Source organism: Ruegeria sp. BJ5 (genome assembly GCF_056537865.1).
Genome location: NZ_JBQFSH010000003.1, coordinates 17,938 through 42,260, shown reverse-complemented (window position 1 = coordinate 42,260; position 24,323 = coordinate 17,938). Strand labels below are relative to the sequence as shown.

Below are 24,323 nucleotides of genomic sequence, written 5' to 3'. Positions count from 1 at the left end.
ATGGGCGCATATATTCTTCGACGCCTGTTGCTGGTCATTCCGACCCTTCTGGGCATCATGATCGTCAACTTCACGCTGGTGCAGTTCGTGCCCGGCGGTCCGGTCGAGCAGATCATCGCCCAGATCGAAGGGCAGGGCGATGTATTTGCGGGTTTTGCGGGGTCCGGTGACGCGGGTGCCGGGGCCGAACCCGGCGGTGGCGTTTTCGATGACAAATACGTGGGCGCCCGCGGCCTACCGCCGGAATTCATCGCCGAACTGGAGAAAGAATTCGGCTTCGACAAACCGCCGGTCGAGCGGTTCCTGAACATGATGGGCAACTATCTGACGCTGGATTTTGGCGAAAGCTACTTCCGCTCGGTCTCGGTGATCGACCTGGTGCTCGAGAAGATGCCGGTCTCGATCTCGCTGGGCCTGTGGTCGACGCTGATCGCCTATCTGGTCTCGATCCCGCTGGGCATCCGAAAGGCGGTCAAGGATGGTTCACGCTTTGACACATGGACCAGCGCGACCATCATCGTGGCCTATGCGATTCCCGGCTTCCTGTTTGCGATCCTGCTGCTGGTGCTGTTTGCGGGCGGCTCCTACTGGCAGATCTTCCCGCTGCGCGGGCTGACCTCGGACAATTGGGAAGACCTCAGCCTGCTGGGCAAAGTGGCCGACTACTTCTGGCACATCGCCCTGCCGACCATCGCACTTACGATTTCCGCGTTTGCCACGCTGACGCTACTGACCAAGAATTCGTTTCTGGACGAGATCAAAAAGCAATACGTCATGACCGCCCGCGCCAAGGGGCTGAGCGAGCAGCGCGTTTTGTACGGCCACGTATTCCGCAACGCGATGCTGATCGTGATCGCCGGCTTCCCGGCGGTGTTCATCGGCGTGTTCTTCGGCGGGTCGATCATCATCGAGACGATCTTCTCGCTGGATGGCCTTGGTCGTCTGGGCTTTGAGGCCGCAGTGGCGCGAGATTATCCGGTAATCTTCGGGACGCTGTTCATTTTCGGTCTGCTCGGTCTGGTCGTCGGCATCATCAGCGACCTGATGTATGTGCTGGTCGATCCGCGCATCGATTTCGAGAAACGCGAGGGGTAAATGGCACTTTCTCCTCTGAACCAACGTCGCTGGCGCAATTTCTGCCGCAACCGCCGGGCCTTCTGGTCGCTGATCATCTTTTCGGTGCTGTTCGGTCTGTCGCTGTTCGCGGAATTCATCGCCAATGACAAACCGATCCTTGTGAAGTATCGGGGCGAGCTCTATACGCCCATCTTCAACTTCTACGCCGAGACCGAGTTCGGCGGCGACTTCCAGACCGAGGCGATCTACCGCGACCCCGAGGTCCGCTGCCTGATCGACAGCGGCGGACTGGATGACTGTTTCGATGACCCCGAAGGCATCATCGAGCAGATTGAGGCGGGAACGTTCCAAGCCGAGGGTTTCGAGCGTGGCTGGGCCATCTGGCCGCCGATCCCCTATTCTTTCAACACCAGCGTCGATCGTCCCGGCGCCGCGCCGCTGCCGCCCAACCGGCAGAACCTGCTGGGCACCGACGACACCAAGCGCGACGTGCTGGCGCGCGTCATCTATGGCTTCCGCCTGTCGATCCTGTTCACCCTGATCGTCACCGGCGCCGCCAGCCTGATCGGCATATTCGCCGGCGCGCTGCAGGGCTTTTTCGGTGGCTGGCTGGACCTGATCTTCCAGCGCATCATCGAGATCTGGTCATCCACCCCGTCGCTTTATGTCATCATCATCATGTTCGCGGTGCTGGGGCGCAGTTTCTGGCTGCTGGTCGTCCTGATGGTGCTGTTTTCCTGGACAGGCCTGGTGGGCGTGGTTCGGGCCGAGTTCCTGCGCGCCCGCAACCTGGAATATGTGCGCGCGGCCAAGGCGCTGGGCGTGGGCAACCTGACCATCATGTTCCGCCACATGCTGCCCAACGCGATGGTGGCCACGCTGACCTTCATGCCGTTCATCGTGACCGGCACGATCGGCGGGCTGGCCAGCCTCGATTTCCTGGGCTTTGGCCTGCCGTCCTCGGCGCCCTCGCTGGGTGAACTGACCCTTCAGGCCAAGCAGAACCTGCAGGCGCCGTGGCTGGCCTTCACTGCCTTTTTCACCTTTGCCATCATGCTGTCGCTGCTGGTCTTCATCTTCGAAGGCGTGCGTGACGCGTTCGACCCGCGAAAGACCTTCTCATGAGCTTGTTGGATGTCAAAAACCTGAAGGTCTCGTTCCGTCAGGATGGGCAGGTGACCACGGCGGTTCGGGGTGTGTCGTTCCATGTCGATCGCGGGGAAACCGTGGCGCTGGTGGGCGAATCCGGCTCCGGCAAATCGGTCACGGCTCTGTCCACCGTGTCGCTGCTGGGCGACAGCGCGATTGTCGAAGGGTCGGTCACCTATGACGGGCAAGAGATGATCGGCGCATCCGAGCAGCGCCTGATGGAGGTGCGCGGCAACGACATCAGCTTCATCTTTCAGGAGCCGATGACCTCGCTGAACCCGCTGCACACGATCCAGAAGCAGATGGCGGAATCGCTGGCCCTGCACCAGGGGCTGACGGGCGACGCGGCGCGGGCCCGGATCGTCGAATTGTTGAACAAGGTCGGCATCCGCGACCCCGAGGAACGGCTGGACGCCTATCCTCATCAGCTGTCCGGCGGACAGCGGCAGCGGGTGATGATCGCCATGGCTCTGGCCAATCAGCCCGACATCCTGATCGCTGACGAGCCGACCACCGCGCTGGACGTGACCATTCAGGCGCAGATCCTCGAACTGCTGGCCGAACTGCAGAAATCGGAAAACATGGGGATGCTGTTCATCACCCATGATCTGGGCATCGTGCGACGCATCGCCGACCGGGTCTGCGTGATGAAGGATGGCGAGATCGTCGAGACCGGCCCTGTGGCCGAGATCTTCGACAACCCTCAGCATCCCTATACGCGCAAGCTGCTGGCGGCCGAACCCACGGGCATACCCGACCCGATCGACCCCGCGGCCGAAGAAGTGGCCCGGACCGAGCATCTGAAGGTCTGGTTCCCGATCCAGCGCGGGTTCCTGAAGCGCACGGTCGGCTATGTGAAGGCCGTGAACGACGCTACGCTCAGCGTGCGGGCGGGCGAAACCGTTGGGATCGTGGGCGAAAGCGGCTCGGGCAAGACCACGCTGGCGCTGGCGATCATGCGGCTGATCGCCTCCGAGGGCGGGATCACCTTCCGCGGGCAGGATGTGCGCCGCTGGTCCACGCGTGAACTGCGCCGCCTGCGCAAGGACATGCAGATCGTGTTTCAGGACCCGTTCGGCAGCCTCAGCCCGCGTATGACCTGCCAGCAGATCATTGCCGAGGGTCTGGCGATCCACAAGGTTGATCCGCACCGCGCCCCGCGCGAGCTGGTGGCCGAGGTGATGACCGAGGTGGGCCTGGACCCGGCGGCCATGGACCGCTACCCGCACGAGTTTTCGGGCGGGCAACGCCAGCGCATCGCGATTGCCCGCGCCATGGTGCTGCGGCCCAAGCTGTTGGTTTTGGATGAACCTACCAGTGCGTTGGACATGACGGTGCAGGTGCAGATCGTCGAACTGCTGCGCGACCTGCAGAAGAAATACGGGCTGGCCTACCTGTTCATCAGTCACGACCTGAAGGTGGTGCGGGCGATGTCACACAAGGTGATCGTCATGCGCAACGGAGACGTGGTCGAGATGGGCGCTGCCGAAGACCTCTTCGTCAACGCCCAGGATGACTATACCCGCGAACTGATCGCAGCGGCGGGCTAGGCGTTGGCCGCTTCGCGCGCCGCCGATTTCGGCACCGGGCCGCGAAGCTCTTCATAGTGGTCGAATTGCAGCTTGACCCAGCCGGTCCCGCGCGTGGCGCTGGCCAGCGTGCGGTGCAGCTCGTCCTCGGCCACGGCGGGCAGTTTGGCGTTGAAGATTTCCCAGCCCGGCGCGTTCGGGTTGCCCTCGAACCCCAGGACCTGCCCCTGAAGCGAACTGATCGTGGGTACCAGATCGCCCACGAAGGCCGACGGAACATGGATCTCGGCGTTCAGGATCGGCTGCAACACGACGGGTTTGGCCTGGGGCAAGGCCTCGCGCACGGCGTTTTTGCCGGCCGTCCGGAAGGCAAAATCGGAACTGTCCACGTTGTGATGCTTGCCGTCATGCAGCGTGACCTTCACATCCACCACGGGAAAACCCTCGGGGCCCTGCGCCAATGCATCGACCGCGCCTTGTTCGACTGAGGGGATATAGTTCTTGGGCACCGCCCCGCCCTTGACCACCTCGTCGAACTGAAAGCCAGATCCGCGCGGTAGCGGCGCGACCGAGATCACCACGTCTGCGAACTGCCCCGCGCCGCCGGATTGCTTGCGGTGGCGGTGCCGGTGTTCGACGGTGGCGCGGATGGTCTCGCGATAGGCAGTCTCGACCGGAGAGGTTTCGATCTCGATCCCGAAATCCTCGGCCAGCTTGGCGACCACCCGACGCATATGCTGCGGGCCTTGCGAGCCCAGAACGGCGTGGCCGCTCAGCTCGTCCTGTTCCAGCGTCAGGCCCGGGTCGATCTCGACCAGCCGGGACAGCGCGTTGGACAGGCGCACGTCGTCGCGTTCATGGGCCGGCGACACCACCTGCCGATAGGCGACCGGATGCGCCTTGGCCCAATCCGGCAGCGGCGTGGAGCCGCTGCTGTCATAGATATTGCCGGGGTTGAGGTGATCGGATTTCACCGCCAGCCCGATCTCGCCGGCCTTCAGCCCGTCGATCTGGGTTTTGGCGTCCAGCGCGGTCAGGTTGCCAACGGTTTCGCCGCCCAGCGGGTCATGCGCCTTGATCCCGTCGCCCAGCCCCCGCAGGACGATGATCTTGCCGATGTGCTTCTTGACGTCGGCAAACCCGGCGATGGCGCGGGCGGCCTCGGGCGCCGCGTCCCGGTCGGCGGCGATGTCGAACTCGGGCGCCTCGTGCCGCAGGGCCTTCATCAGGCGGGTCAGCCCGTTGCCATGGCTGGCCGCGCCCAGGCAGGCCGGGATCAGCTGGTGGTTCTGCAACACCTGCGCTGCCAAGTCATAGATCTCGGCGCTAGGCGGCTGTTTGTCCTCGATCAGCTGCTCGAGCAAGTTGTCGTCGAAATCCGACAGGGTTTCGAGCAGTTCGGTGCGGGCTTCGGCCTCGCGATCCGCAACCGATTGCGGCAGTTCGATCAGCGCCGAGGGCTGACCTTCCTGATATTTCCACGCGCGCTCCGAAATCAGGTCGACGGCCCCGATGATGGTTTCGCCTTCACGGATCGGAACCTGCCGCAAGGTGATGTGATGGCTGCAATAGGTCTGCAGCGCGGCGATGATGTCGCGGATGCGGCCGTTGGGGTTGTCCATCCGGTTGATAAACAGAAAGCAGGGAATGCCCGCCTCCTCGACCAGCCGCAGATAGGGGGCGCATAAAACCGCCGCGTCCGGATCCGGCGGGACCACGACCACCGCCGCGTCGGAAATGGCCATGGCGGGCCCGGCATAGGCCAGCGCATCGCCCCCGCCATCCACGTCGATCGCGCACCACGGTTCGTCCAGATAAGAAAAACCGTGCAGATGCACGGTTCCGGATAGGTCGAATGTGGTGGGCCGGCCATCAAGGCGACTGATGGCCTCGACCAGTGTTGTCTTGCCCGATTGGCTGGGGCCGAGGACGGTGAAAACGCGCATGGGTGTAGTCCCTTCGTCAAGTTGCAGAGTGGCTGCACGAAAGGACCTGTCGGACGCGGATGCGCCGGCGAGTTTTGTCTGAATGATGGCCTGCCTCGGCGTCGGGCGGCCTGCCGCCCGTCTTCCGAGTGTGGGGAAAACCCACCGCGCGCGTCAACCCCCCGCTTTTTAGCATTGTGGCGACTGGCCGGCATGCGGCCTGCCGCCTGTCGTTAGATCGCCGAGCTGTGGCCCGCCTTGCTCAGGTCATAGGCGTCGAAGGTGCGGGCGATCATCCGGGTCAAGGCACGCGCTTCGGGCGGGATGAACAGCCCGTCATCGGTGACTTGCAACAGCCCGTCGAAGGTGTCATTGGCGCGCTGGTACATCGCCGTCAGCTCGGCCGCCGAGATGTCGTGGTCGCGCAGGATCTCGGCCGTGTCGATGCGGAAGTCGCACATCAGGGCCTCGATCAAACGGGCACGCAGAATGTCCTGATCCTTGAACAGATGCCCGCGCGAGGTCGAGAACCGGCCATCGCGTACCGCTTTGGTATGGGCCGACGTGGCTGGCGCGTTCTGCGCATAGCCCTGCGGGAAGCGCGAGATCGAGCTGGCGCCGACGCCGATCAGAACCTCGGCCTGGTCGTCGGTGTAGCCCTGGAAGTTCCGCTTGAGCCGCCCGGCTTTCAGTGCATGGGTCAGCCCGTCATCCTTGGTGGCGAAATGGTCGATGCCGATTTCTTTGTAATTGTCCCACAGGAACAGACGGCGGGCGGTATAGAACAGATCAAGCCGCTGTTCCGGCGTCGGCAGGGCGTCGGACGGGATCAGCTGCTGGCGTTTCGCCATCCACGGCACATGCGCGTAGCCATACAGGGCCACCCGGTCGGGGTTGAGCGACAGCAGCTTTTGCACGCTTTCGGTCATCCGCGCCTTGGTCTGGTGTGGCAGTCCATACAGGATGTCAGCGTTCAGGCTGGGCACGCCGCGCTCGCGGATCATGTCGATCGCCTCGCGGGTGGTGTCATAGCTCTGGATGCGCCCGATAGTCTTCTGGATCTCGTCATCGAAATCCTGAACCCCGATCGAGGCGCGGTTCATCCCGGCTTCGGCCAGCGCATCCAACCGGGCGGCATCCACCTCGTTGGGGTCGATCTCGACCGAGAATTCCGCGTTGTGTCCCAGTGGGACGATGCCCAGAATATGCGCGGCCAGTTCGCGCATCAGGTCGGGGTTCAGCAGCGTGGGCGTGCCCCCGCCCCAATGCAGGCGCGACAGGGTCACCCCGCTGGGCAGGCGCGCGGCCAGCAGGTCCAACTCGGCCTTGAGGACATCGACATAGGCGATGACCGGGTTGTCGGTCTGGGTGCCCTGGGTGCGGCAGGCGCAGAACCAGCACAGCCGGCGGCAGAACGGCACATGGACATAGAGCGAGATCGAACTGCCCGGCCGGATGGCGGAAATCCAGTCGCCAAACATGTCGGGCCCCACGTCATTGCTGAAGTGGGGGGCGGTCGGATAGCTGGTATAACGCGGTACCTTCGCGTCAAAAAGTCCGAGCTTTGCCAATTGAGGTTTTACTATCATGACGACACCGGTATAGGCTCGACGACCAGAAAACCTTGACCGAGATCAAGTGGACGCGCGCATGACTCTGAATACCCTCGTTGACCACTCCAATTGCGAAGACTGCCCAATTCGGCATCGAGCCGTCTGCGCGCGCTGCGATGCGGACGAGTTGGTCGCTTTGGAAGAGATCAAGTATTACCGCAGCTTCGAGGCCGGTCAGACGATCATCTGGTCGGGCGATCAAATGAATTTCGTCGGCTCGGTCGTGTCCGGGATCGCGTCTCTGACCCAAACCATGGAGGACGGGCGCACCCAGATGGTGGGCCTGCTGCTGCCCAGCGACTTCGTAGGGCGGCCGGGGCGCGACTCGGCGCCTTATGACGTGCAAGCCACCACCGACGTGGTCATGTGCTGTTTCCGCAAGAAACCGTTCGAGGACCTCATGGGCCGCACGCCGCATATTGCCCACCGCTTGTTGCAGATGACGTTGGACGAGTTGGACGCGGCGCGTGAATGGATGCTGGTTCTTGGCCGCAAGACCGCGCGCGAGAAGATTGCCAGCCTGCTGTCGATCATCGCGCGCCGCGATGCGTCTGCCAGCCAGAAGGGTTCATCCGGCCCAATCGTCTTCGACCTGCCGCTGACCCGCGAGGCGATGGCCGACTACCTTGGTCTGACGCTCGAAACCGTCAGCCGTCAGATATCTGCGCTGAAAAAGGATGAAGTGATCCTGCTGCAGGGCAAGCGCCACGTGACCGTTCCAGATATCGGCCGCCTGATGGAAGAGGCCGGGGATGATTCGGACGGCGGGTTTCTGGTCTAAGCGGTTTTTCTGAGCCACTCGACAACGCGCCCAACCGGTGTCTGCGACCGGACCGCACGTGGCGACCACAGCTTGAGCCTGTCGGGAAGAGTGACCACCGTTTCGAACGGAGCCACCAGTCGATCGCTGTCCAGATGCGGCTGGACCAGCGCCCTGTGTCCCATCAACACTCCCGCACCGTTCAGCGCTTCTTCGACTGCCAGCGCGTACAAAGAGAAGACCGGCCCGCGGGGTGTGAACGCCCATCCGGGTCGCGCCGCGGCCACCCAGGTTTGCCAATCGTCGAACCAGGTAGAGTCGGACAGGCAGGTCACATTCGCCAGGTCCTCGGGCGTAGTCAGGCGATGCGCCAAGGCCGGCGCGCAAACCGGAAAGATGGCGTCTTCGGCGATGGGGTCCCCCAAGTCTCCGCCAAAAAACAGGTAGATGTCGAAGGGCGCGCGCTTGAGGTTGGGCGGGGTTTCCTCGGCCGTGAGCGAAACTTCGATTTCCGGCTCTGCGGCTCGAAGTTCGGGCAACCTTGGCGACAGCCATAGCTGTGCAATCGAGGGTAGCGTCACGATATGCACCACCTGCGGCTGTGCCTGGGCGCGCATGGTCAACGTGGCTTGTCCCAAGGTGTCGAAGGCCTTGGTCAGGTCCGGCAACGCCTTGTGCCCCAGCGCGGTCAGGGCAACGCCTCTCGCGGTGCGCTCGAACAGGGGCGCACCCAGTTCGTCTTCCAACGTTTTGACATGGGCTGATATCGCCCCTGCGCTGACGCCAAGTTCCGTAGCCGCCGCCGAGAACCCGCCCAGGCGGGCAGCGGCCTCAAACGCCCGCAGCGCGTTCAAAGGTAGGGGCTTGGGGCGCGGTGGAGCAACGGGCATGGATTTAGGCTCAATTTTTCTGACCCTAATTTTTCGCAAAACTGATTTGCGCGCAAGTCAGGATCTTTGCATCGTTGGCCGCAAAGACGGAGGATCAGATGCAGCACCTTGCTCACCGTGCCTGGGTTCCGGGCGACTGCGAAAACCTTGTTCAGACCATCGCCCGGCAAGTTGCCGACAGCAGCTCGGAGGCGATTGAGGCCCGGATCGACGCGCTGATCGCGCGAAACTCGGATATTCATGATGCCGAGTGTTTCAATCTGAACCCGGCGACGAATGTCATGAATCCAAGGGCTGAAGCTGCACTCGCCGCGGGTCTGGGCAGTCGTCCATCTTTGGGCTATCCGGGCGACAAATACGAGATGGGGCTTGAGGCCATCGAGGAGATCGAGGTGATCGCGGCCGAGCTTGCGGCCCGCGTGTTCAACGCGCGATACGCCGAAATCCGGGTGGCATCCGGCGCCTTGGCCAATCTGTATGGCTTCATGGCTCTGACACGGCCCGGCGATACGATCATCACGCCGCCGGCAGCGATCGGCGGGCACGTGACCCACCATGAGGGTGGCTGCGCAGGGCTTTATGGGCTGCAAACGATCAATGCACCAGTGGATGCGGACGGGTACAGTCTGGATCTGGCCGCGCTGAGCGACATGGCCAAAACGCACCGCCCCCGGTTGATCACCGTTGGTGGCTCGCTGAACCTGTTTCCGCATCCTGTGTCGGCCGTGCGCGAAATTGCCGACGAAATTGGGGCCAAGGTTCTGTTCGATGCGGCCCACCAATGCGGGATCATTGCCAGCGGGGCTTGGGCGAATCCGTTGGATGAAGGCGCGCATCTGATGACGATGAGCACCTACAAAAGCCTAGGCGGCCCTGCGGGTGGGCTGATCGTCACCAACGACGCCGAAATTGCCGAACGGCTGGACGCCATCGCCTTTCCCGGAATGACGGCCAATTTCGATGCCGCGAAATCGGCGGCTCTGGCAATTTCATTGCTGGACTGGGTCGACTGCGGGCCGGCCTATGGGCAAGCGATGATCGATCTTGCGCAGGCAATTGCCAGCGAGATGGAAGATCAGGGATTGCCAGTGTTCAAGGGGGCTGGTGGCGTCACCACCTCGCACCAATTCGCGCTGAAGGCCGCCGACTATGGGGGCGGGCAGGCGGTGTCAAAACACCTGCGGCGGGCTGGGTTCCTGGCATGTGGTATCGGTTTGCCGATCGCCTCGGTTGCGGGTGACATGAACGGATTGCGGATCGGAACGCCCGAGTTGGTCCGGCGGGGAGTGACCCCCGAACATGCCGGAGACCTTGTGGCCCTGTTCGCCGAGGCACTGTCGGCGGATGATCCCGCATCGGTTGCGCCCAAGGTGCGGGATCTGCGATCCGGGTTCCAGGGGATGCACTACGTTCGTGCGTGACCCAACGGCCCGGCCGTGTTCTAATGCCTTTGCGTGAAACAATATTCAGGAGCAAGGCATGGAATTCAGTAGCCTATTGGCAATGCTGATCATCGGCGCGATCGCGGGCTGGTTGTCGGGCAGGATCATGAAGGGGCGCGGCTTTGGCGTGATCGGGAACATCATCGTCGGGATCGTTGGCGCTTTTCTCGCCGGAACGATTTTTCCCGCACTCGGGTTTTCCGTCGGCGGCGGTATGGTGTCGTCGATTTTCTTTGCAACGATCGGAGCCGTCATCCTTCTGTTCCTGATCGGTTTGGTCAAAAAGGTCTGACGAAATAACCGCCCCGTCTGGGGCGGTTATTTCTTTTGCCGTGCCCGCAGTTCAGTGGGCCAGGAAAACCGGAACCGAGGACTGTTCCAACATGTTCCGTGTCGCGCCACCCAGAATGGCCTCGCGGAACCGCGAGTGACCATAGGCGCCCATCACGATCATGTCGGCTTCGACGTCTGCGGCGTGACGGTTCAGAATGTCGGACACACGCGTCATCGTCTTGCTCAGCACGTCGATTTCGCATTTCACGCCATGGCGGGACAGCATTTGCGACAGCATACCGCCCGGGTCCGAGCGATCAGGGCCGTGACGCGGCGGGTCGATCACAACGATCCGGGTCAGTTCGGCCGCCCGCAGGAACGGCAGCGCGCGCCGAATGGCATTCATCGCCTCGACACTCTCATTCCAGCCGATCAGAACCGTCCGAGGGCTGGCGAATGGTTTCGCCTCATCCGGTACCACCAGAACCGGGGCGTGACCCTCGAACATGGCGGCCTCGATGATCGGTTCGGCCTCGGCGCCGCGATCTTTGCCATAGGGCTGGGGCAAAACGACAAGGTCCGAGAAACGGGCCCGGTGCGCGACGTGCCGACCCAAGTCGGCGATCTGCGCCACGCCGTTTTCAGCGGACCAGCGTACGCCTGACTTGCCCAGGAAATCCTCGGCAAAGGCAAGCACTTCATCGGCCTCGGCATTTGCGCGCTTCAAGGTCTCCTGAAGGATCAGGGCGTTTGCGCCCGCGTAGTAGTAGCCGGTCTGGCTACGGTCGACACCGAGGCACAGCGCTTCGGCATGGCCGTCCTGCGCTTCGGCCAAGGCGACCAACTGGGCCAGAGCCGGCTCGGCAAACTTGGTTTCCGTCATGACGGTGAGAAGAGATTTATAAGCCATTTCGACCTCGTGTTTCGGGTTCTGAAACCTGTGCGACCAGGTAACCCATTCATTTGCTTATGCCTGTCACAGTTTTCAGGCTATTGTCTTGATGCAGATCAAAGCAGCATTGGTTGTGCATGGATCATACAGCAACCAGTCAACGAAAGCTCCATGCGGCACAAGAATCGCCCGGAGCATGGCAAAGGGACGCAATATGTCGAATTACATCAAGCTGATCGCGCTTGGTCTGGTCGTGCTGTTCGCAGCGATCGGATCCAACTATGCGCGGGATTTGGCGTATCAGGTGCACGCGATACTGGTGATGCTCATCGCCGGTGGCCTGTTCATCTGGACGCTGCGAAATACGGATGAGCCGGATATTCTTGTCGATCGTTCGGGTGAGTACATGGATGGCGTGATCCGCTATGGCGTGATCGCAACCGCCTTTTGGGGTGTCGTAGGGTTCCTGGTGGGAACCTTCATCGCGTTCCAGCTGGCCTTTCCGGTGCTGAACTTCGAATGGGCGCAGGGGCTTCTGAACTTTGGCCGGTTGCGCCCGCTGCACACATCAGCGGTCATTTTCGCGTTCGGCGGCAACGCCCTGATCGCCACATCCTTCTACGTCGTGCAGCGCACAAGCGCCGCGCGTCTCTGGGGCGGAAACCTTGCCTGGTTCGTGTTCTGGGGCTATCAGCTGTTCATCGTTCTTGCCGCGACCGGCTATGTGCTGGGCGGGACCCAGTCCAAGGAATATGCCGAGCCTGAATGGTATGTGGACCTGTGGCTGACCATCGTCTGGGTGGCCTATCTGGCCGTGTTCCTGGGGACGATCGTCAAGCGGAAAGAGCCCCACATCTATGTGGCGAACTGGTTCTACCTGGCGTTCATCGTTACCGTCGCGATGCTGCACCTGGTCAACAACATGACCATTCCGGTCAGCATCTGGGGTTCGAAATCGGTCATCGTCTGGTCTGGTGTGCAGGATGCCATGATCCAGTGGTGGTATGGGCACAACGCCGTGGGCTTCTTCCTGACCGCGGGCTTCCTGGGCATGATGTATTACTTCATTCCCAAGCAGGCCGAACGCCCGGTCTTCAGCTACAAACTGTCGATCATCCACTTCTGGGCGCTGATCTTCCTGTATATCTGGGCTGGTCCGCACCACCTGCACTACACCGCGCTGCCTGACTGGGCCTCGACGCTGGGCATGGTGTTCTCGGTCGTGCTGTGGATGCCTTCGTGGGGTGGCATGATCAACGGCCTGATGACCCTGTCGGGCGCTTGGGACAAGCTGCGTACCGACCCGGTCATCCGCATGATGGTGATCTCGGTCGGCTTCTACGGCATGTCCACCTTCGAAGGTCCGATGATGTCGATCCGCGCGGTGAACTCGCTGTCGCACTACACTGACTGGACCATTGGTCACGTACATTCCGGCGCGCTGGGCTGGAACGGCATGATCACCTTTGGTGCGCTGTACTTCCTGGTGCCGGTTCTTTGGAAGCGCGAGCGTCTGTACTCGCTGCAGATGGTCAGCTGGCACTTCTGGCTCGCCACCATCGGCATCGTGCTCTACGCCGCGTCGATGTGGGTCACCGGTATCATGGAAGGCCTGATGTGGCGTGAAGTGGATGCCAACGGCTTCCTGGTGAACTCGTTCGCCGACACCGTTGCGGCCAAGTTCCCGATGTATGTGGTGCGTGCGCTGGGCGGTGTTCTGTTCGTCGCTGGTGCGCTGATCATGTGCTACAACCTGTGGATGACCGTCCGGCGGGCTCCGGCCAAAGAGGCCAGCCTGACCGTCGCGGTCCCGGCTGAATAAGGAGGGCCGGAGCAATGGCAATTCTCGACAAACACAAGATCCTCGAGACCAACGCGACCCTCCTGCTGATCTTCAGCTTCCTGGTCGTGACCATCGGTGGCATCGTTCAGATCACCCCGCTGTTCTACCTTGAGAACACAATCGAGAAGGTGGAGGGCATGCGCCCTTACACCCCTCTCGAGATGGCGGGGCGTGAGATCTACATCCGCGAAGGCTGCTATGTCTGCCACAGTCAGATGATCCGCCCGATGCGGGACGAGGTCGAGCGCTATGGCCACTACTCGCTGGCGGCCGAGTCGATGTACGACCACCCGTTCCAGTGGGGGTCCAAACGCACCGGGCCTGATCTGGCCCGTGTGGGTGGCCGCTACTCGGATCAATGGCACGTGGACCATCTGCGTGATCCGCAATCGGTGGTGCCGGAGTCCGTGATGCCGAAATACGGCTTTCTGGAAAACCGCAAGATCGACGGCCGGTATATCGGTGACATCATGGCCACCAATGCGGTTTTGGGCACGCCTTACACAGACGAGATGCTGGAAAACGCAGTTGCCGATTTCCGGGCGCAGGCCGATCCGGACAGCGACTATGACGGGCTGCTGGAGCGTTACGGCGAAAACGTCAACGTGCGCAACTTCGATGGTCAGCCGGAACTGACCGAAGCCGATGCGTTGGTTGCATATCTGCAGATGCTGGGAACGCTGGTCGACTTCTCGACCTTCACCCCGGATGCAAGCCGCTAAAGGAGGGTGTGATGGAAGAATACACGATCCTGAGGCAATTCGCGGATAGCTGGATGCTGCTGCTGTTGTTCGCCTTCTTTGTCGGCATCGTCATCTGGGTGTTCCGCCCCGGTGCCAGCAAGGAATACAAGGACACCGCAAACATCCCGTTCCGGCATCAAGACAAACCCGCCACATCCGAGGAGGCGCGGAAATGAGCAAGACACCTGAAAAACAGCCGGGTGACCCCAAGACGACCGGTCACAGCTGGGATGGCATCGAGGAATTCGACAATCCGATGCCGCGCTGGTGGTTGTGGACCTTCTACGCGACCATCTTCTGGGGTGTGATCTACACGATCATGTATCCGGCGTGGCCGCTGGTGCAATCTGCAACCGCCGGTGTGCTTGGCTGGTCCTCGCGCGAGCTGGTGCAGAAGGAGATGGTTTCGTTCGAAGAGGCCAACGCTCCGTGGAACGCCAAGCTGGTCGAGACACCGCTGGATGATATCGCCAAGGATGCCGAGCTGCAGCAATATGCGGTCAACGCCGGTGGCGCCGTGTTCCGCACCTGGTGCGCTCAGTGCCACGGTTCGGGCGCGCAGGGCGCAAAGGGTTTCCCGAACCTTCTGGACGACGCCTGGCTGTGGGGCGGCACCTTGGATGACATCGTCACAACGGTCAGCTACGGCATTCGCAACGAAGAAAGCGACGACGCGCGCTACTCCGAAATGCCGGCGTTCGGCGAGATCCTCGAGCCCGAGGAAATCACCCAGGTCGTGCAATATGTGATGTCGCTGACCAACGCCCAAACCGACGATGCTGCGGCGCAGGCGGGCAAGGTTGTCTACGAGGACAATTGCGCAGCCTGTCACGGTGAAGACGGCAAGGGCGATATTGCGCAGGGCGCACCGAACCTGACGGATGCGATCTGGCTGTATGGCGGCGATGAGAAAACGCTGACCGAAACGGTGACCTACAGCCGGTTTGGCGTCATGCCCCCCTGGGACACGCGTCTGACCGAGGCGCAGATCCGCGCCGTGTCGGCCTATGTCCACCAGTTGGGTGGCGGTCAATAAGATCCGAGAACACCTTCGGGCGGCGTGCCGCCCGAAGGCCCAGGTGCCGGCTGTTCCATCTGTTCGCGCGTTTCCTGAACAGCCGGCACCGCATTTTCCGAAAATAGTGCCGACAATGGCCCCGGTCCAGCGCGGGCACGCAAACTGATCCTAAAGGTTGCGCGGATCCAACTCGCGGCTCTTGCTGACCCACCAGTGTCCGGCGGGCAGCCATTTTTTCCTTTTTGGCGCATTCGGTTTGGGCGCGTCGCGCAGCTTGGGTGCGTTCAACCGCGTGGCGGTCATGAAGGAAGCAGCGTAGATGTTCAGCATGGTCTTTCTCCTGATGCGATGAACTCGGGTTCCAGCATCGGCTCTTGACCGGATATTTGCGACTCAATTACCGTGTTCATATGTAAGCACAGGTTACATATGGACTGGCTGAACCTTCCGCCACTATCGGCGCTACGGGCTTTCGCTGCATTCGCCGAGCACAGAAACATCGTCAAGGCTGGCGATGCGTTGAATGTAAGTCATGCCGCCATAAGCCAGCAGTTGCGCGCGCTTGAGGCGCATATGGGCGTGACCCTGTTGGACCGGTCGGGCAAGACTCTGGTCCTGACGTCGGATGGCGAACACTTGGCCCGCAGCGTTCAGCTGGGGTTTGGCGCCATCCATGCGGCGGTCTCGGACCTGGTGCACGCGGGAGAGGATCGGCCGGTACACGTTTCGCTGACCTCCTCATTTGCAGCTTCATGGCTGATGCCGCGGCTGCCGATTTTCCGGTCGGATCACCCGGGGATCGATCTGACCTTGGATCCGTCACCGGAACTGGTCGATCTGCGCCCCGGCGGGGTGGATGTCGCGATTCGATACGGGGCAGGCGGTTGGCCGGGCGTCCGGTCCGAGATGTTGTTGAAAACCCCGATGGTCATCGTTGCCGCGCCCAGTCTCTTAGGGTCCAGATCCGAGTGGTCGCCGGCTGATCTGGCCCGTTTGCCGTGGCTGGAAGAGGTGGGCACGACCGAAGCCAGCACATGGCTGGCACAACATGGGGCGGCCATGGACCCAGGCGCCGGACGGACCAGTCTGCCGGGCAACCTGGTCCTTGAGGGCGTTCGCGCGGGGCAGGGGGTCACGGTGACGGTGCGACATTTCGTCGAACGTGATATCGTGGCCGGAAGACTAGTTGAACTTCATGTCGCACCTGACGCCCGAGGCTACCACATCGTGACCGCGCAAACGCCGCAGAGAAAGGCGGTGAAGACGTTCGTCGGGTGGCTGAAACGCCAAGCGAACCAGGTGTGACAAAAGGTGTCTGCGCGATGCGCTTTTGACCCATGTCAAAGTTGTCCGGTGTATGATCTGGAACAAGTCGCCCGACAAACAGCAAGATCCGGAGCCATGCCGTGAGCGATCACACCCCAGCCCCCAGCCTTTACGCCGCAAGGGAACCGATCTTTCCACGGCGCGTTTCCGGCAAGTTTCGGAACCTCAAATGGATCATAATGGCCGTCACGCTTGGCATCTATTATGTGACGCCGTGGATCCGGTGGGATCGGGGGCCCAGCCTTCCGGATCAGGCGGTGCTGCTGGATCTTGCGAACCGCCGCTTTTACTTCTTCTGGATCGAGATCTGGCCACACGAATTCTATTTTGTAGCCGGTCTGCTGATCATGGCCGGCTTGGGCCTGTTCCTGTTTACGTCGGCCTTGGGCCGAGTGTGGTGCGGCTATGCCTGCCCACAGACGGTTTGGACCGACCTTTTCATTCTGGTCGAACGCTGGATCGAGGGCGATCGAAACGCCCGCCTGCGCCTGCATCGTCAGAAGAAGCTGGATTTCCGCAAGGTTCGCCTGCGATTGACCAAATGGGTGGTCTGGTTCCTGATCGGTCTGGCGACCGGCGGGGCCTGGGTGTTCTATTTCGCGGATGCGCCGACCCTTGCGCGGGACCTTGTGACCGGCAACGCTCATCCGGTCGCCTATACCACCATGCTGGTTCTGACCGGCACGACCTTTTTCTTCGGTGGGTTCGCGCGCGAGCAGATCTGCATCTATGCCTGTCCGTGGCCGCGAATTCAGGCGGCGATGATGGACGAGGACACGCTGGTGGTTGGCTACCGAGAGTGGCGGGGCGAGCCGCGCGGCAAGGGCAAACGGACGGCCGACTCTGAACTGGGCGACTGCATCGACTGCATGGCCTGCGTCAATGTCTGCCCGGTCGGGATCGACATCCGTGATGGCCAACAGCTGGAGTGCATAACCTGCGCGCTGTGCATCGATGCCTGCGACGACATGATGGCCAAGATCGGCAAGCCGCGCGGTCTGATCGACTATATGGCGCTCAGCGACGAAACGCGTGAACGCGCGGGCCACCCCCCAAAAAATGTGTGGAAGCACATCCTGCGGCCCCGGACAATCATGTATACCGCGCTTTGGTCGTTGGTGGGTTTTGGCCTGCTGTTTGCGCTGTTCATCCGGTCGGATATCGATCTGACGGTGGCGCCAGTGCGCAATCCGACATTCGTGACCATGTCCGACGGTTCGATCCGCAACACCTACGACGTGCGGTTGCGAAACAAACATGGCGAAGACCGCCTGTTCAAACTGTCTCTGGTCGGTGACCCAAGCCTGCAGGTTCAGATTGAAGGAACGGAACTGGATACGGTAAACGTAACTGCGGACACGGCACAGTTGACCCGGGTCTACATCGTCGCCGCGAAAGACACAGCGCCCGCAATGGCTGAAACGACACCGGTCCGGATCTGGGTCGAAGACCTGCAAAGCGGCGAGCGCGCCTACAAGGACACCACGTTCAACGGGCGGGGGAACTGAATAATGGCCGAGCGCAAATTCACCGGAAAGCACGCTCTTGCGGTTTTTGTCGGGGCCTTCGGGGTCATCATCGCAGTTAATCTGGTGCTGGCCTACAAGGCAGTCGCGACATTCCCCGGGCTCGAGGTCAAGAACTCCTACGTTGCCAGTCAGGAGTTCAATGAAAAGCTGAAGGAGCAGCAGTCTCTGGGCTGGGATGCAGAGGTGGAAACCAAGGGCGGCCTGCTGATCCTTCGCATCACGGATGCGCAAGGCGTGCCTGTGCGGGTGGCCGAACTGCAGGCCGTGGTCGGCCGCGCAACTCATATGCGCGAGGATTTTTCGCCGGACTTCACCTTTGACGGTGTGGCGTATTCCACCCCGGCGACGCTTGGAAAAGGCAACTGGAATGTCCGTATTGTCGCGCGCGATGCGGACGGCGCGGAATTCAGTCGGCGCATTCCGTTGTACATCAAGGGTTAGGCCGATGTCGTCGCAGGTGACATCCGGGACCGCGGCCTGTCCGGGCTGCATCGCGGCTCCGGCGGAACCGGCCAGGCCGGTACCGGTCGACGTTCAGATCGCGCTGTCACTGCCGGGCATTCATTGCTCGGCCTGTATTGCCAATGTCGAACGTGCGTTGAACGCGCACCCCGGCGTACAGGACGCGCGGGTCAACCTGACGCTCAAGCGCGCTCTGATCAAGGCAGGCCCCGAGGTTCGGGCAACGGACCTGATCCCGGTCCTCGATCGGGCCGGGTACGAGGCGCATGAGCTGGATCCCGGTGCCCTGTCAGCCACGCAATCAGACAAGGCCGGACGAGACCTTTTGATGCGGCTCGCGGTCGCCGGCTTTGCATCGATGAACGTGATGCTGCTGTCAGTGTCCGTCTGGTCCGGCGCCACTGACGCGACGCGCGACATGTTTCACTGGATATCGGCGGCCATCGCCCTCCCGGCCATTGCGTTCTCGGCCCAACCGTTTTTTGCCAACGCGTGGAGCGCGCTGCGTGTTCGCCGCCTGAACATGGACGTGCCGATCGTTCTGGCAATCCTGCTGGCCTTGGTCACTTCGCTTTGGGAAACGGCGCTGAGCGGTGAGCACGCCTATTTCGATGCGGCTTTGACGCTGACGTTCTTTCTGCTGGCGGGGCGCTATCTGGATTACCGCACCCGTGCCGCGGCCCGGTCCGCCGCGGAAGAGCTGACAGCCCTCGAGGTGCCGCGCGCCATCCGTCTTGTTGACGGGGCCGAACGCGAGGTCGCCGTTGCCGAACTGGCCGTCGGTGACCTGATCCTGGTGCGACCAGGGGGGCGGATGCCGGTGGACGGCAAGATCGTGACCGGTGAATCCGAGTTGGACCGGTCTTTGCTGACCGGTGAAACCCTGCCGGTATTTGCCCAGCCAGGCACGCAAGTCAGCGCGGGTGAGGTCAACCTGACCGGGCCGCTGATCATTCAGGCAACGGCGGTGGGCGAAGAGACTTCGCTGCACCGCATGGCAGATCTTGTGGCCATCGCGGAATCCGGGCGGTCGCGCTATACGTCCTTGGCGGACAAGGCGGCCAAGCTGTATGCCCCCGGGGTTCATATCCTGTCCGCACTCAGTTTCGTTGGCTGGTACATCTATTCTGGCGATCTGCGCACAGCGCTGAACATCGCCGCCGCTGTGCTGATCATCACCTGCCCCTGTGCGTTGGGGTTGGCGGTTCCTGCGGTCACCACCGCGGCCTCGGGGCGGCTGTTCCGCAAGGGGATGCTGATCAAGGACGCCACGGCGTTGGAGCGGTTGGCCGAGGTCGACACCGTGGTGTTCGACAAGACCGGAACGCTCACATCAGGCGCGCCTCAACTGGTCAACGGTGGCAAACACACAGGCCGTGAGATCGAGATCGCTCTGGCCTTGGCACAGGCTTCGGCGCATCCGCTGGCGGTCGCCCTGACCCGGGCCACTCGGGACGAGGGGTATACCCCGGCCGAGGTTGAAAACGTCACCGAGATTCCCGGTCACGGGACCGAGGGCCAGTTTCAGGGGCAACTCGTGCGGCTGGGCCGAGCCGAATGGGTGGGCGCGACGGAAGGTGATTACACCGCGGCCTGGTTGGCGGTGGGGGACGATCGCCCGGTCGAGTTCCGCTTTGCCGACTCTTTGCGCCCCGGCGCCGCCGACGCGGTCGCGGCTTTGCGTGATGCGGGCAAGGACGTCATCCTCATGTCCGGGGACACGACCAACGCCGTGAAAGCTCTGGCCGAGAAGCTGGGGATCGAGACCTGGATCGCGCGGGCACTGCCGCAGGACAAGGCGCGACACATTCAGAAGCTGGCAGACCAAGGCCGCCGGGTTTTGATGGTCGGTGACGGGTTGAACGACACAGCCGCGCTGGCGGCGGCCCATGCCTCGATCTCTCCGGCTTCGGCACTGGATGCGGCCCGTGTGGCTTCGGACATCGTTCTGCTGGGCAATGACCTGTCGCCGATCGCCGATGCCTGCCATACTGCTGTCCGGGCGACGCAGCGCATCCGCGAGAATTTTCAGATTGCGACGATCTACAATGTCATCGCGGTGCCTTTGGCCGTTGCCGGCCTTGCGACGCCCTTGATCGCGGCCTTGGCGATGTCCACATCGTCGATTACCGTATCCCTGAACGCTCTGCGCCTGAGGTGATCCTTATGGAAGTTCTGGCCTATTTGATACCGATTTCGCTGCTGTTGGGCGGTGTTGGGCTGGTGGCATTCATCTATACGGTCCGCAGCAACCAATATGACGACCCCGAAGGCGATGCCCGACGGATTCTGAGCGACGAGTGGGATGATCGCCCCAAGTCCTGACCGGGTGCAATCGTGATGCCGACGGCCCTTGAAATTGCCGCAATGCCCGGCTATGTCCGGCCCATCCGCTAGCAGAGAGACCAAGCCTAATGGCCACCACAAACCCGATCCAGTTCATTCAGCAAGTCCGTTCCGAAGTTGCAAAGGTCGTCTGGCCGACGCGGCGCGAGGTTCTGCTGACCACGGTCATGGTGTTCATCATGGCGGCTCTGACTGCCGTGTTCTTTGCTCTGGTGGATCTGGGCATTCGCGGCGGTCTGCAACTGATCCTGGGTATGTTCAGCTAAAGCCGACTGCCGGGTCCCGTCGGATCGCGCCGAGACGCGCCCGCTTCGGGCGCCCGACCGGCACTGCCCCCTTGCACAGCAGGCAATGTCAGAGTAGTTGACGCGGGACCTTTCGGGATGGGCGTGCGGCGATTCGGACTGCGCGCCGCTTTTTATTCCGGAACACGCGGCCGGGCCGCGACGAAATTTCAATTCAGGTGCTTCCGCCCGACGCGGCGCGCCAAAGGCAAACAAGGACGACAGGTTCATGGCGAAACGGTGGTACTCGGTCAGCGTTCTTTCGAATTTCGAAAAGAAGATCGCAGAGCAGATCCGCACGTCGGTGGCCGAGCACGGCCTTGAGGACGAGATCGACGAGGTTCTGGTTCCCACCGAAGAGGTGATCGAGGTGCGCCGGGGCAAGAAGGTCACGACTGAACGCCGTTTCATGCCCGGCTACGTACTGGTGCACATGGAAATGTCGGATCAGGGCTATCACCTGATCAACTCGATCAACCGGGTCACCGGTTTCCTGGGTCCGCAGGGCCGCCCGATGCCGATGCGCGACGCCGAGGTGAACCAGATCCTCAACCGTGTTCAGGAAGGCGAGGAAGCACCCAAGCTGATGATCAGCTTCGAGGTTGGCGAGAAGGTCAAAGTCAACGACGGCCCGTTCGAGGATTTCGACGGTATGGTCGAGGGCGTGGACGACGAGAACCAGAAGCTGAAGGTTACCGTCTCGATCTTCGGGCGCGAAACTCCGGTCGAGCTGGACTTTACGCAGGTCACCAAGCAGAGCTGATTTTTCTTTCAGGAACTGACTTTGCAGGAATCGAACGCGCCGCTGTAACAGGCGGCGCAACTGTTTCAGGTGGTTGCCGGTAAGGTTTCGCCACAGCCTTGGCCGCTTGCCCTAACTCCTTGCCTGATGCACACTTATACTTGGTACAGGCATGACCGTTGCGCAGCCGGGCTCATGGGCCAGAGGATTTGCCCGCAGTGATGCTTTGGGAGGACTCTGTCATGACATCCAAGGCTGCAGGCCCCGCGCCACCCGACAGGCCGACCCCGCCTCAGCGGACGATGCCTGTGGTCAACACGGTCACCGCCGCCGACATCACCGACTCGCTGAAGGCCGGGTTTTCCGACTTCCTGGCGCGTCCCATCATGAGCGGCTTTTTCGGACTGTTCTATGCCGTCTTCGGATTTCTGCTGGTCTGGAGCCTGGTCTGGCTTGGCAAGATTTGGATGATCATTCCCGCCGTCGTGGGATTTCCGCTGGTCGCCCCCTTCGCTGCTGCAGGCCTCTATGAGATGTCGCGTCGACTTCAGGCCGGAGAGGATTTTGGCTGGTCGGAAATACTGACGGTCATGGCCAATCAGCGTAAGCGGGAAATGGGCTGGATGGCCTTCGTTACGCTGTTCGTTTTCTGGGTATGGATCTACCAGGTTCGGCTTTGGTTGGCGATCATCCTGCAGAATGCCTCGTTTTCGGATTTCGATGGGTTCCTGAACACCGTGTTCTTTACCCCCCAAGGCTGGGCTTTCCTGGCTGTTGGCACCTGCGTCGGTGCGTTTCTGTCCGCCGTACTGTTTTCGGTGACTGTTGTTGCCATGCCCTTGCTGCTGGATCGCGACACCGATTTCGTAACGGCCATGCTTACATCGCTCCGCGTTGTCGCCGAAAGCCCTGTGGTCATGCTAGGCTGGGCGGCCATCATCTCGGTCACTATGCTGTTGTCGTTGGTGCCGGCGTTCCTTGGGCTTGTCTTTACGTTGCCGATCCTTGGGCATACCACTTGGCATCTCTACCAGCGCGCCGTGCAGCCGGAGTCGTCTGCCGGTCCATAGCGGGGGCGGGGCCTGCATGCCGACGGACGCCGTTGGGAAGGAGGCTTCGCCAGCCATCCTGTTTTCAGTGGCATGCTCTTGCCAACCCATTCGTTCCCCTGTAAACGCCGCCCCTATCGTCTTCGGGCGAGATTCTCTCGTGGGAGATCGCAGGGATCGCGATTCCGGATCGGACCACGCAACATAAAACCGGATGGGACGCGTCCCATTCACGTTGAAAGGAAAACCAAATGGCCAAGAAGCTTGCTGGTACGATGAAGCTGCAGGTTCCTGCAGGTCAGGCGAACCCGTCGCCGCCAGTTGGTCCGGCGCTGGGTCAGCGCGGCATCAACATCATGGAATTCTGCAAGGCGTTCAACGCCAAGACCGCAGACATGGAGCCCGGCGCTCCGTGCCCGACCGTGATCACCTACTATCAGGACAAGTCCTTCACCATGGACATCAAGACGCCTCCCGCGTCTTACTACCTGAAGAAGGCGGCCGGTCTGAAGCCGGTCGGCAAGCGTAACCGCCCTCGTGGCGCGGAGAACCCCGGCCGTGAGACCGTGGCAACCGTAACCACCAAGCAGGTGCGCGAGATCGCCGAAGCCAAAATGAAGGATCTGAACGCCAACGACGTCGAAGGCGCAATGAAGATCATCCTGGGCTCGGCCCGTTCCATGGGCATCGAGGTGAAGTAAGATGGCAAAACTCGGTAAACGTACCCGCGCAGCGCGCGAAGCCGTCGCCGGCAAGGAAAACCTGTCGGTCGAAGAGGCAGTTGCACTGGTCAAGGCCAACGCAACGTCGAAGTTTGACGAAACCATCGAAATCGCCATGAACCTGGGCGTCGACACCCGTCACGCAGACCAGATGGTGCGCGGCGTCGTCGGTCTGCCGAACGGCACCGGCAAGGACATGCGCGTTGCTGTCTTCGCGCGCGGCCCCAAGGCTGACGAGGCGAAAGAAGCCGGTGCGGACATCGTCGGCGCCGAGGACCTGATGGAAAGCATCCAGGCCGGCAACATCGACTTTGACCGTTGCATCGCAACCCCGGACATGATGCCGATCGTCGGCCGTCTGGGTAAGGTTCTGGGCCCCCGCAACCTGATGCCGAACCCCAAGGTTGGCACCGTGACCATGGACGTGAAAGCGGCCGTGGAAGCAGCCAAGGGTGGTGAAGTTCAGTTCAAGGCGGAAAAAGGTGGTGTCGTGCACGCAGGCGTTGGCAAGGCGTCGTTCGACGAAGCCAAGCTGGCAGAAAACGTCCGTGCCTTCATCTCGGCCGTTGCCAAGGCGAAGCCGTCGGGCGCCAAGGGCACCTATATGAAGAAAATCGCGCTGAGCTCGACCATGGGCCCCGGCGTGACCGTGGATGTGGCGCAAGCTGCGGGCGAATAAGCCGACACGTTCTTTCGAAAAGTCGAACCC

General features: G+C 61.8%; 25 protein-coding genes. 20 read left to right on the top strand and 5 right to left on the bottom strand.

What is annotated here, in order from left to right; genetic code table 11:
* Genes ACR0NY_RS10855 through ACR0NY_RS10845 form a run of 3 tightly spaced genes read left to right on the top strand, consistent with a single transcriptional unit; the run spans position 1 to position 3,776 of the window.
* Complete coding sequence (locus ACR0NY_RS10855; protein WP_170341405.1) at positions 1 to 1,095, top strand: microcin C ABC transporter permease YejB; 1,095 nt, start codon at positions 1 to 3, stop codon at positions 1,093 to 1,095.
* Complete coding sequence (locus ACR0NY_RS10850) at positions 1,096 to 2,202, top strand: ABC transporter permease (protein ID WP_170369224.1); 1,107 nt, start codon at positions 1,096 to 1,098, stop codon at positions 2,200 to 2,202.
* On the top strand, positions 2,199 to 3,776 hold the full coding sequence (locus ACR0NY_RS10845) for an ABC transporter ATP-binding protein (RefSeq protein WP_170341409.1): 1,578 nt from the start codon (positions 2,199 to 2,201) through the stop codon (positions 3,774 to 3,776). Before ACR0NY_RS10850 ends, ACR0NY_RS10845 begins: the two co-directional genes overlap by 4 nt.
* On the opposite strand, the gene ACR0NY_RS10840 is transcribed toward ACR0NY_RS10845, so the two are convergent.
* Both ACR0NY_RS10840 and hemN read right to left on the bottom strand, forming a co-directional pair.
* Positions 3,773 to 5,701, bottom strand: coding sequence for an elongation factor G (locus ACR0NY_RS10840; protein ID WP_170341412.1), 1,929 nt, complete (start codon positions 5,699 to 5,701; stop codon positions 3,773 to 3,775). The genes ACR0NY_RS10845 and ACR0NY_RS10840 overlap by 4 nt on opposite strands.
* Positions 5,702 to 5,913: 212 nt before the next feature.
* On the bottom strand, positions 5,914 to 7,269 hold the full coding sequence (hemN, locus tag ACR0NY_RS10835) for an oxygen-independent coproporphyrinogen III oxidase (RefSeq protein ID WP_170341414.1): 1,356 nt from the start codon (positions 7,267 to 7,269) through the stop codon (positions 5,914 to 5,916).
* Positions 7,270 to 7,330: 61 nt separating this feature from the next.
* Here hemN and fnrL point away from each other — a divergent pair, with 61 nt between their 5' ends.
* Positions 7,331 to 8,074, top strand: coding sequence for a transcriptional regulator FnrL (fnrL, locus tag ACR0NY_RS10830; protein WP_170341416.1), 744 nt, complete (start codon positions 7,331 to 7,333; stop codon positions 8,072 to 8,074).
* Here the strand turns inward: fnrL and ACR0NY_RS10825 are convergent.
* Positions 8,071 to 8,943: a LysR family transcriptional regulator gene (locus ACR0NY_RS10825; protein ID WP_170341418.1), complete on the bottom strand. Its 873-nt coding sequence runs from the start codon at positions 8,941 to 8,943 to the stop codon at positions 8,071 to 8,073. The genes fnrL and ACR0NY_RS10825 overlap by 4 nt on opposite strands.
* Before the next feature lie 98 nt (positions 8,944 to 9,041).
* Here ACR0NY_RS10825 and ACR0NY_RS10820 point away from each other — a divergent pair, with 98 nt between their 5' ends.
* Positions 9,042 to 10,364 (top strand): serine hydroxymethyltransferase, encoded by a 1,323-nt coding sequence (locus ACR0NY_RS10820; RefSeq protein ID WP_170369226.1) that lies wholly within the window; start codon positions 9,042 to 9,044, stop codon positions 10,362 to 10,364.
* A gap of 58 nt (positions 10,365 to 10,422) precedes the next feature.
* Complete coding sequence (locus tag ACR0NY_RS10815) at positions 10,423 to 10,677, top strand: GlsB/YeaQ/YmgE family stress response membrane protein (protein WP_093964328.1); 255 nt, start codon at positions 10,423 to 10,425, stop codon at positions 10,675 to 10,677.
* Positions 10,678 to 10,728: 51 nt separating this feature from the next.
* Here ACR0NY_RS10815 and ACR0NY_RS10810 read toward each other — a convergent pair whose 3' ends face one another.
* Complete coding sequence (locus ACR0NY_RS10810) at positions 10,729 to 11,568, bottom strand: universal stress protein (protein WP_170341422.1); 840 nt, start codon at positions 11,566 to 11,568, stop codon at positions 10,729 to 10,731.
* Positions 11,569 to 11,764: 196 nt separating this feature from the next.
* Between ACR0NY_RS10810 and ccoN the strand changes: the two genes are divergently transcribed.
* From ccoN to ccoP, 4 genes are read left to right on the top strand one after another with little or no spacing between them, the layout of a single operon-like run.
* Positions 11,765 to 13,372 carry a cytochrome-c oxidase, cbb3-type subunit I gene (ccoN, locus tag ACR0NY_RS10805; RefSeq protein ID WP_093964421.1) on the top strand — a complete coding sequence of 536 codons (1,608 nt, stop codon included), beginning with the start codon at positions 11,765 to 11,767 and terminating at the stop codon, positions 13,370 to 13,372.
* Positions 13,373 to 13,386: 14 nt separating this feature from the next.
* Positions 13,387 to 14,115, top strand: a complete 729-nt coding sequence (ccoO, locus tag ACR0NY_RS10800; RefSeq protein WP_093964330.1) for a cytochrome-c oxidase, cbb3-type subunit II — start codon at positions 13,387 to 13,389, stop codon at positions 14,113 to 14,115.
* An 11-nt stretch (positions 14,116 to 14,126) separates the two neighbouring features.
* A complete protein-coding gene (locus ACR0NY_RS10795; RefSeq protein WP_093964331.1) occupies positions 14,127 to 14,312 on the top strand; it encodes a cbb3-type cytochrome c oxidase subunit 3 in 186 nt (61 codons plus the stop codon).
* Positions 14,309 to 15,172 (top strand): cytochrome-c oxidase, cbb3-type subunit III, encoded by an 864-nt coding sequence (gene ccoP / locus ACR0NY_RS10790; protein WP_170342399.1) that lies wholly within the window; start codon positions 14,309 to 14,311, stop codon positions 15,170 to 15,172. The genes ACR0NY_RS10795 and ccoP overlap by 4 nt, the downstream gene beginning before the upstream one ends.
* Before the next feature lie 150 nt (positions 15,173 to 15,322).
* Here ccoP and ACR0NY_RS10785 read toward each other — a convergent pair whose 3' ends face one another.
* Positions 15,323 to 15,484, bottom strand: a complete 162-nt coding sequence (locus tag ACR0NY_RS10785; RefSeq protein WP_170342401.1) for a hypothetical protein — start codon at positions 15,482 to 15,484, stop codon at positions 15,323 to 15,325.
* Positions 15,485 to 15,583: 99 nt separating this feature from the next.
* Between ACR0NY_RS10785 and ACR0NY_RS10780 the strand changes: the two genes are divergently transcribed.
* The 10 genes from ACR0NY_RS10780 (at position 15,584) to rplA (ending at position 24,293) form a co-directional block, all read left to right on the top strand.
* Complete coding sequence (locus ACR0NY_RS10780; RefSeq protein ID WP_170365010.1) at positions 15,584 to 16,459, top strand: LysR family transcriptional regulator; 876 nt, start codon at positions 15,584 to 15,586, stop codon at positions 16,457 to 16,459.
* A gap of 101 nt (positions 16,460 to 16,560) precedes the next feature.
* On the top strand, positions 16,561 to 17,988 hold the full coding sequence (gene ccoG, locus ACR0NY_RS10775) for a cytochrome c oxidase accessory protein CcoG (RefSeq protein ID WP_170341430.1): 1,428 nt from the start codon (positions 16,561 to 16,563) through the stop codon (positions 17,986 to 17,988).
* A 3-nt stretch (positions 17,989 to 17,991) separates the two neighbouring features.
* Complete coding sequence (locus ACR0NY_RS10770; protein WP_093964335.1) at positions 17,992 to 18,450, top strand: FixH family protein; 459 nt, start codon at positions 17,992 to 17,994, stop codon at positions 18,448 to 18,450.
* Positions 18,451 to 18,454: 4 nt separating this feature from the next.
* Positions 18,455 to 20,632, top strand: coding sequence for a heavy metal translocating P-type ATPase (locus ACR0NY_RS10765; RefSeq protein ID WP_170341431.1), 2,178 nt, complete (start codon positions 18,455 to 18,457; stop codon positions 20,630 to 20,632).
* 5 nt (positions 20,633 to 20,637) lie between these two features.
* On the top strand, positions 20,638 to 20,796 hold the full coding sequence (gene ccoS, locus ACR0NY_RS10760) for a cbb3-type cytochrome oxidase assembly protein CcoS (RefSeq protein WP_170341432.1): 159 nt from the start codon (positions 20,638 to 20,640) through the stop codon (positions 20,794 to 20,796).
* Positions 20,797 to 20,885: 89 nt separating this feature from the next.
* Positions 20,886 to 21,083 carry a preprotein translocase subunit SecE gene (gene secE, locus ACR0NY_RS10755; protein ID WP_170341433.1) on the top strand — a complete coding sequence of 66 codons (198 nt, stop codon included), beginning with the start codon at positions 20,886 to 20,888 and terminating at the stop codon, positions 21,081 to 21,083.
* Between the two features lie 247 nt (positions 21,084 to 21,330).
* Positions 21,331 to 21,864, top strand: coding sequence for a transcription termination/antitermination protein NusG (gene nusG / locus ACR0NY_RS10750; protein WP_093964422.1), 534 nt, complete (start codon positions 21,331 to 21,333; stop codon positions 21,862 to 21,864).
* Between the two features lie 221 nt (positions 21,865 to 22,085).
* A complete protein-coding gene (locus ACR0NY_RS10745) occupies positions 22,086 to 22,913 on the top strand; it encodes a DUF2189 domain-containing protein (RefSeq protein ID WP_170369228.1) in 828 nt (275 codons plus the stop codon).
* A gap of 230 nt (positions 22,914 to 23,143) precedes the next feature.
* Positions 23,144 to 23,593, top strand: coding sequence for a 50S ribosomal protein L11 (gene rplK / locus ACR0NY_RS10740; protein ID WP_093964340.1), 450 nt, complete (start codon positions 23,144 to 23,146; stop codon positions 23,591 to 23,593).
* Between the two features lies 1 nt (position 23,594).
* Positions 23,595 to 24,293, top strand: a complete 699-nt coding sequence (rplA, locus tag ACR0NY_RS10735; protein WP_170369229.1) for a 50S ribosomal protein L1 — start codon at positions 23,595 to 23,597, stop codon at positions 24,291 to 24,293.
* Positions 24,294 to 24,323: the final 30 nt, after the last annotated feature.

What these genes read in the sequence shown, in the direction of transcription:
- ACR0NY_RS10765 (WP_170341431.1), top strand. Translation starts at nt 18,455, where the DNA reads ATGTCGTCGCAGGTGACATCCGGGACCGCGGCCTGTCCGGGCTGCATC.
- secE (WP_170341433.1), top strand. Translation starts at nt 20,886, where the DNA reads ATGGCCACCACAAACCCGATCCAGTTCATTCAGCAAGTCCGTTCCGAA.
- ACR0NY_RS10785 (WP_170342401.1), bottom strand. Translation starts at nt 15,484, where the DNA reads ATGCTGAACATCTACGCTGCTTCCTTCATGACCGCCACGCGGTTGAAC.
- nusG (WP_093964422.1), top strand. Translation starts at nt 21,331, where the DNA reads ATGGCGAAACGGTGGTACTCGGTCAGCGTTCTTTCGAATTTCGAAAAG.
- ACR0NY_RS10840 (WP_170341412.1), bottom strand. Translation starts at nt 5,701, where the DNA reads ATGCGCGTTTTCACCGTCCTCGGCCCCAGCCAATCGGGCAAGACAACA.
- ACR0NY_RS10825 (WP_170341418.1), bottom strand. Translation starts at nt 8,943, where the DNA reads ATGCCCGTTGCTCCACCGCGCCCCAAGCCCCTACCTTTGAACGCGCTG.
- hemN (WP_170341414.1), bottom strand. Translation starts at nt 7,269, where the DNA reads ATGATAGTAAAACCTCAATTGGCAAAGCTCGGACTTTTTGACGCGAAG.
- rplA (WP_170369229.1), top strand. Translation starts at nt 23,595, where the DNA reads ATGGCAAAACTCGGTAAACGTACCCGCGCAGCGCGCGAAGCCGTCGCC.
- fnrL (WP_170341416.1), top strand. Translation starts at nt 7,331, where the DNA reads ATGACTCTGAATACCCTCGTTGACCACTCCAATTGCGAAGACTGCCCA.
- ACR0NY_RS10810 (WP_170341422.1), bottom strand. Translation starts at nt 11,568, where the DNA reads ATGGCTTATAAATCTCTTCTCACCGTCATGACGGAAACCAAGTTTGCC.
- ACR0NY_RS10745 (WP_170369228.1), top strand. Translation starts at nt 22,086, where the DNA reads ATGACATCCAAGGCTGCAGGCCCCGCGCCACCCGACAGGCCGACCCCG.
- ACR0NY_RS10845 (WP_170341409.1), top strand. Translation starts at nt 2,199, where the DNA reads ATGAGCTTGTTGGATGTCAAAAACCTGAAGGTCTCGTTCCGTCAGGAT.
- ACR0NY_RS10850 (WP_170369224.1), top strand. Translation starts at nt 1,096, where the DNA reads ATGGCACTTTCTCCTCTGAACCAACGTCGCTGGCGCAATTTCTGCCGC.
- ccoO (WP_093964330.1), top strand. Translation starts at nt 13,387, where the DNA reads ATGGCAATTCTCGACAAACACAAGATCCTCGAGACCAACGCGACCCTC.
- ACR0NY_RS10770 (WP_093964335.1), top strand. Translation starts at nt 17,992, where the DNA reads ATGGCCGAGCGCAAATTCACCGGAAAGCACGCTCTTGCGGTTTTTGTC.
- rplK (WP_093964340.1), top strand. Translation starts at nt 23,144, where the DNA reads ATGGCCAAGAAGCTTGCTGGTACGATGAAGCTGCAGGTTCCTGCAGGT.
- ACR0NY_RS10780 (WP_170365010.1), top strand. Translation starts at nt 15,584, where the DNA reads ATGGACTGGCTGAACCTTCCGCCACTATCGGCGCTACGGGCTTTCGCT.
- ccoS (WP_170341432.1), top strand. Translation starts at nt 20,638, where the DNA reads ATGGAAGTTCTGGCCTATTTGATACCGATTTCGCTGCTGTTGGGCGGT.
- ACR0NY_RS10815 (WP_093964328.1), top strand. Translation starts at nt 10,423, where the DNA reads ATGGAATTCAGTAGCCTATTGGCAATGCTGATCATCGGCGCGATCGCG.
- ACR0NY_RS10820 (WP_170369226.1), top strand. Translation starts at nt 9,042, where the DNA reads ATGCAGCACCTTGCTCACCGTGCCTGGGTTCCGGGCGACTGCGAAAAC.
- ccoN (WP_093964421.1), top strand. Translation starts at nt 11,765, where the DNA reads ATGTCGAATTACATCAAGCTGATCGCGCTTGGTCTGGTCGTGCTGTTC.
- ACR0NY_RS10855 (WP_170341405.1), top strand. Translation starts at nt 1, where the DNA reads ATGGGCGCATATATTCTTCGACGCCTGTTGCTGGTCATTCCGACCCTT.
- ccoP (WP_170342399.1), top strand. Translation starts at nt 14,309, where the DNA reads ATGAGCAAGACACCTGAAAAACAGCCGGGTGACCCCAAGACGACCGGT.
- ACR0NY_RS10795 (WP_093964331.1), top strand. Translation starts at nt 14,127, where the DNA reads ATGGAAGAATACACGATCCTGAGGCAATTCGCGGATAGCTGGATGCTG.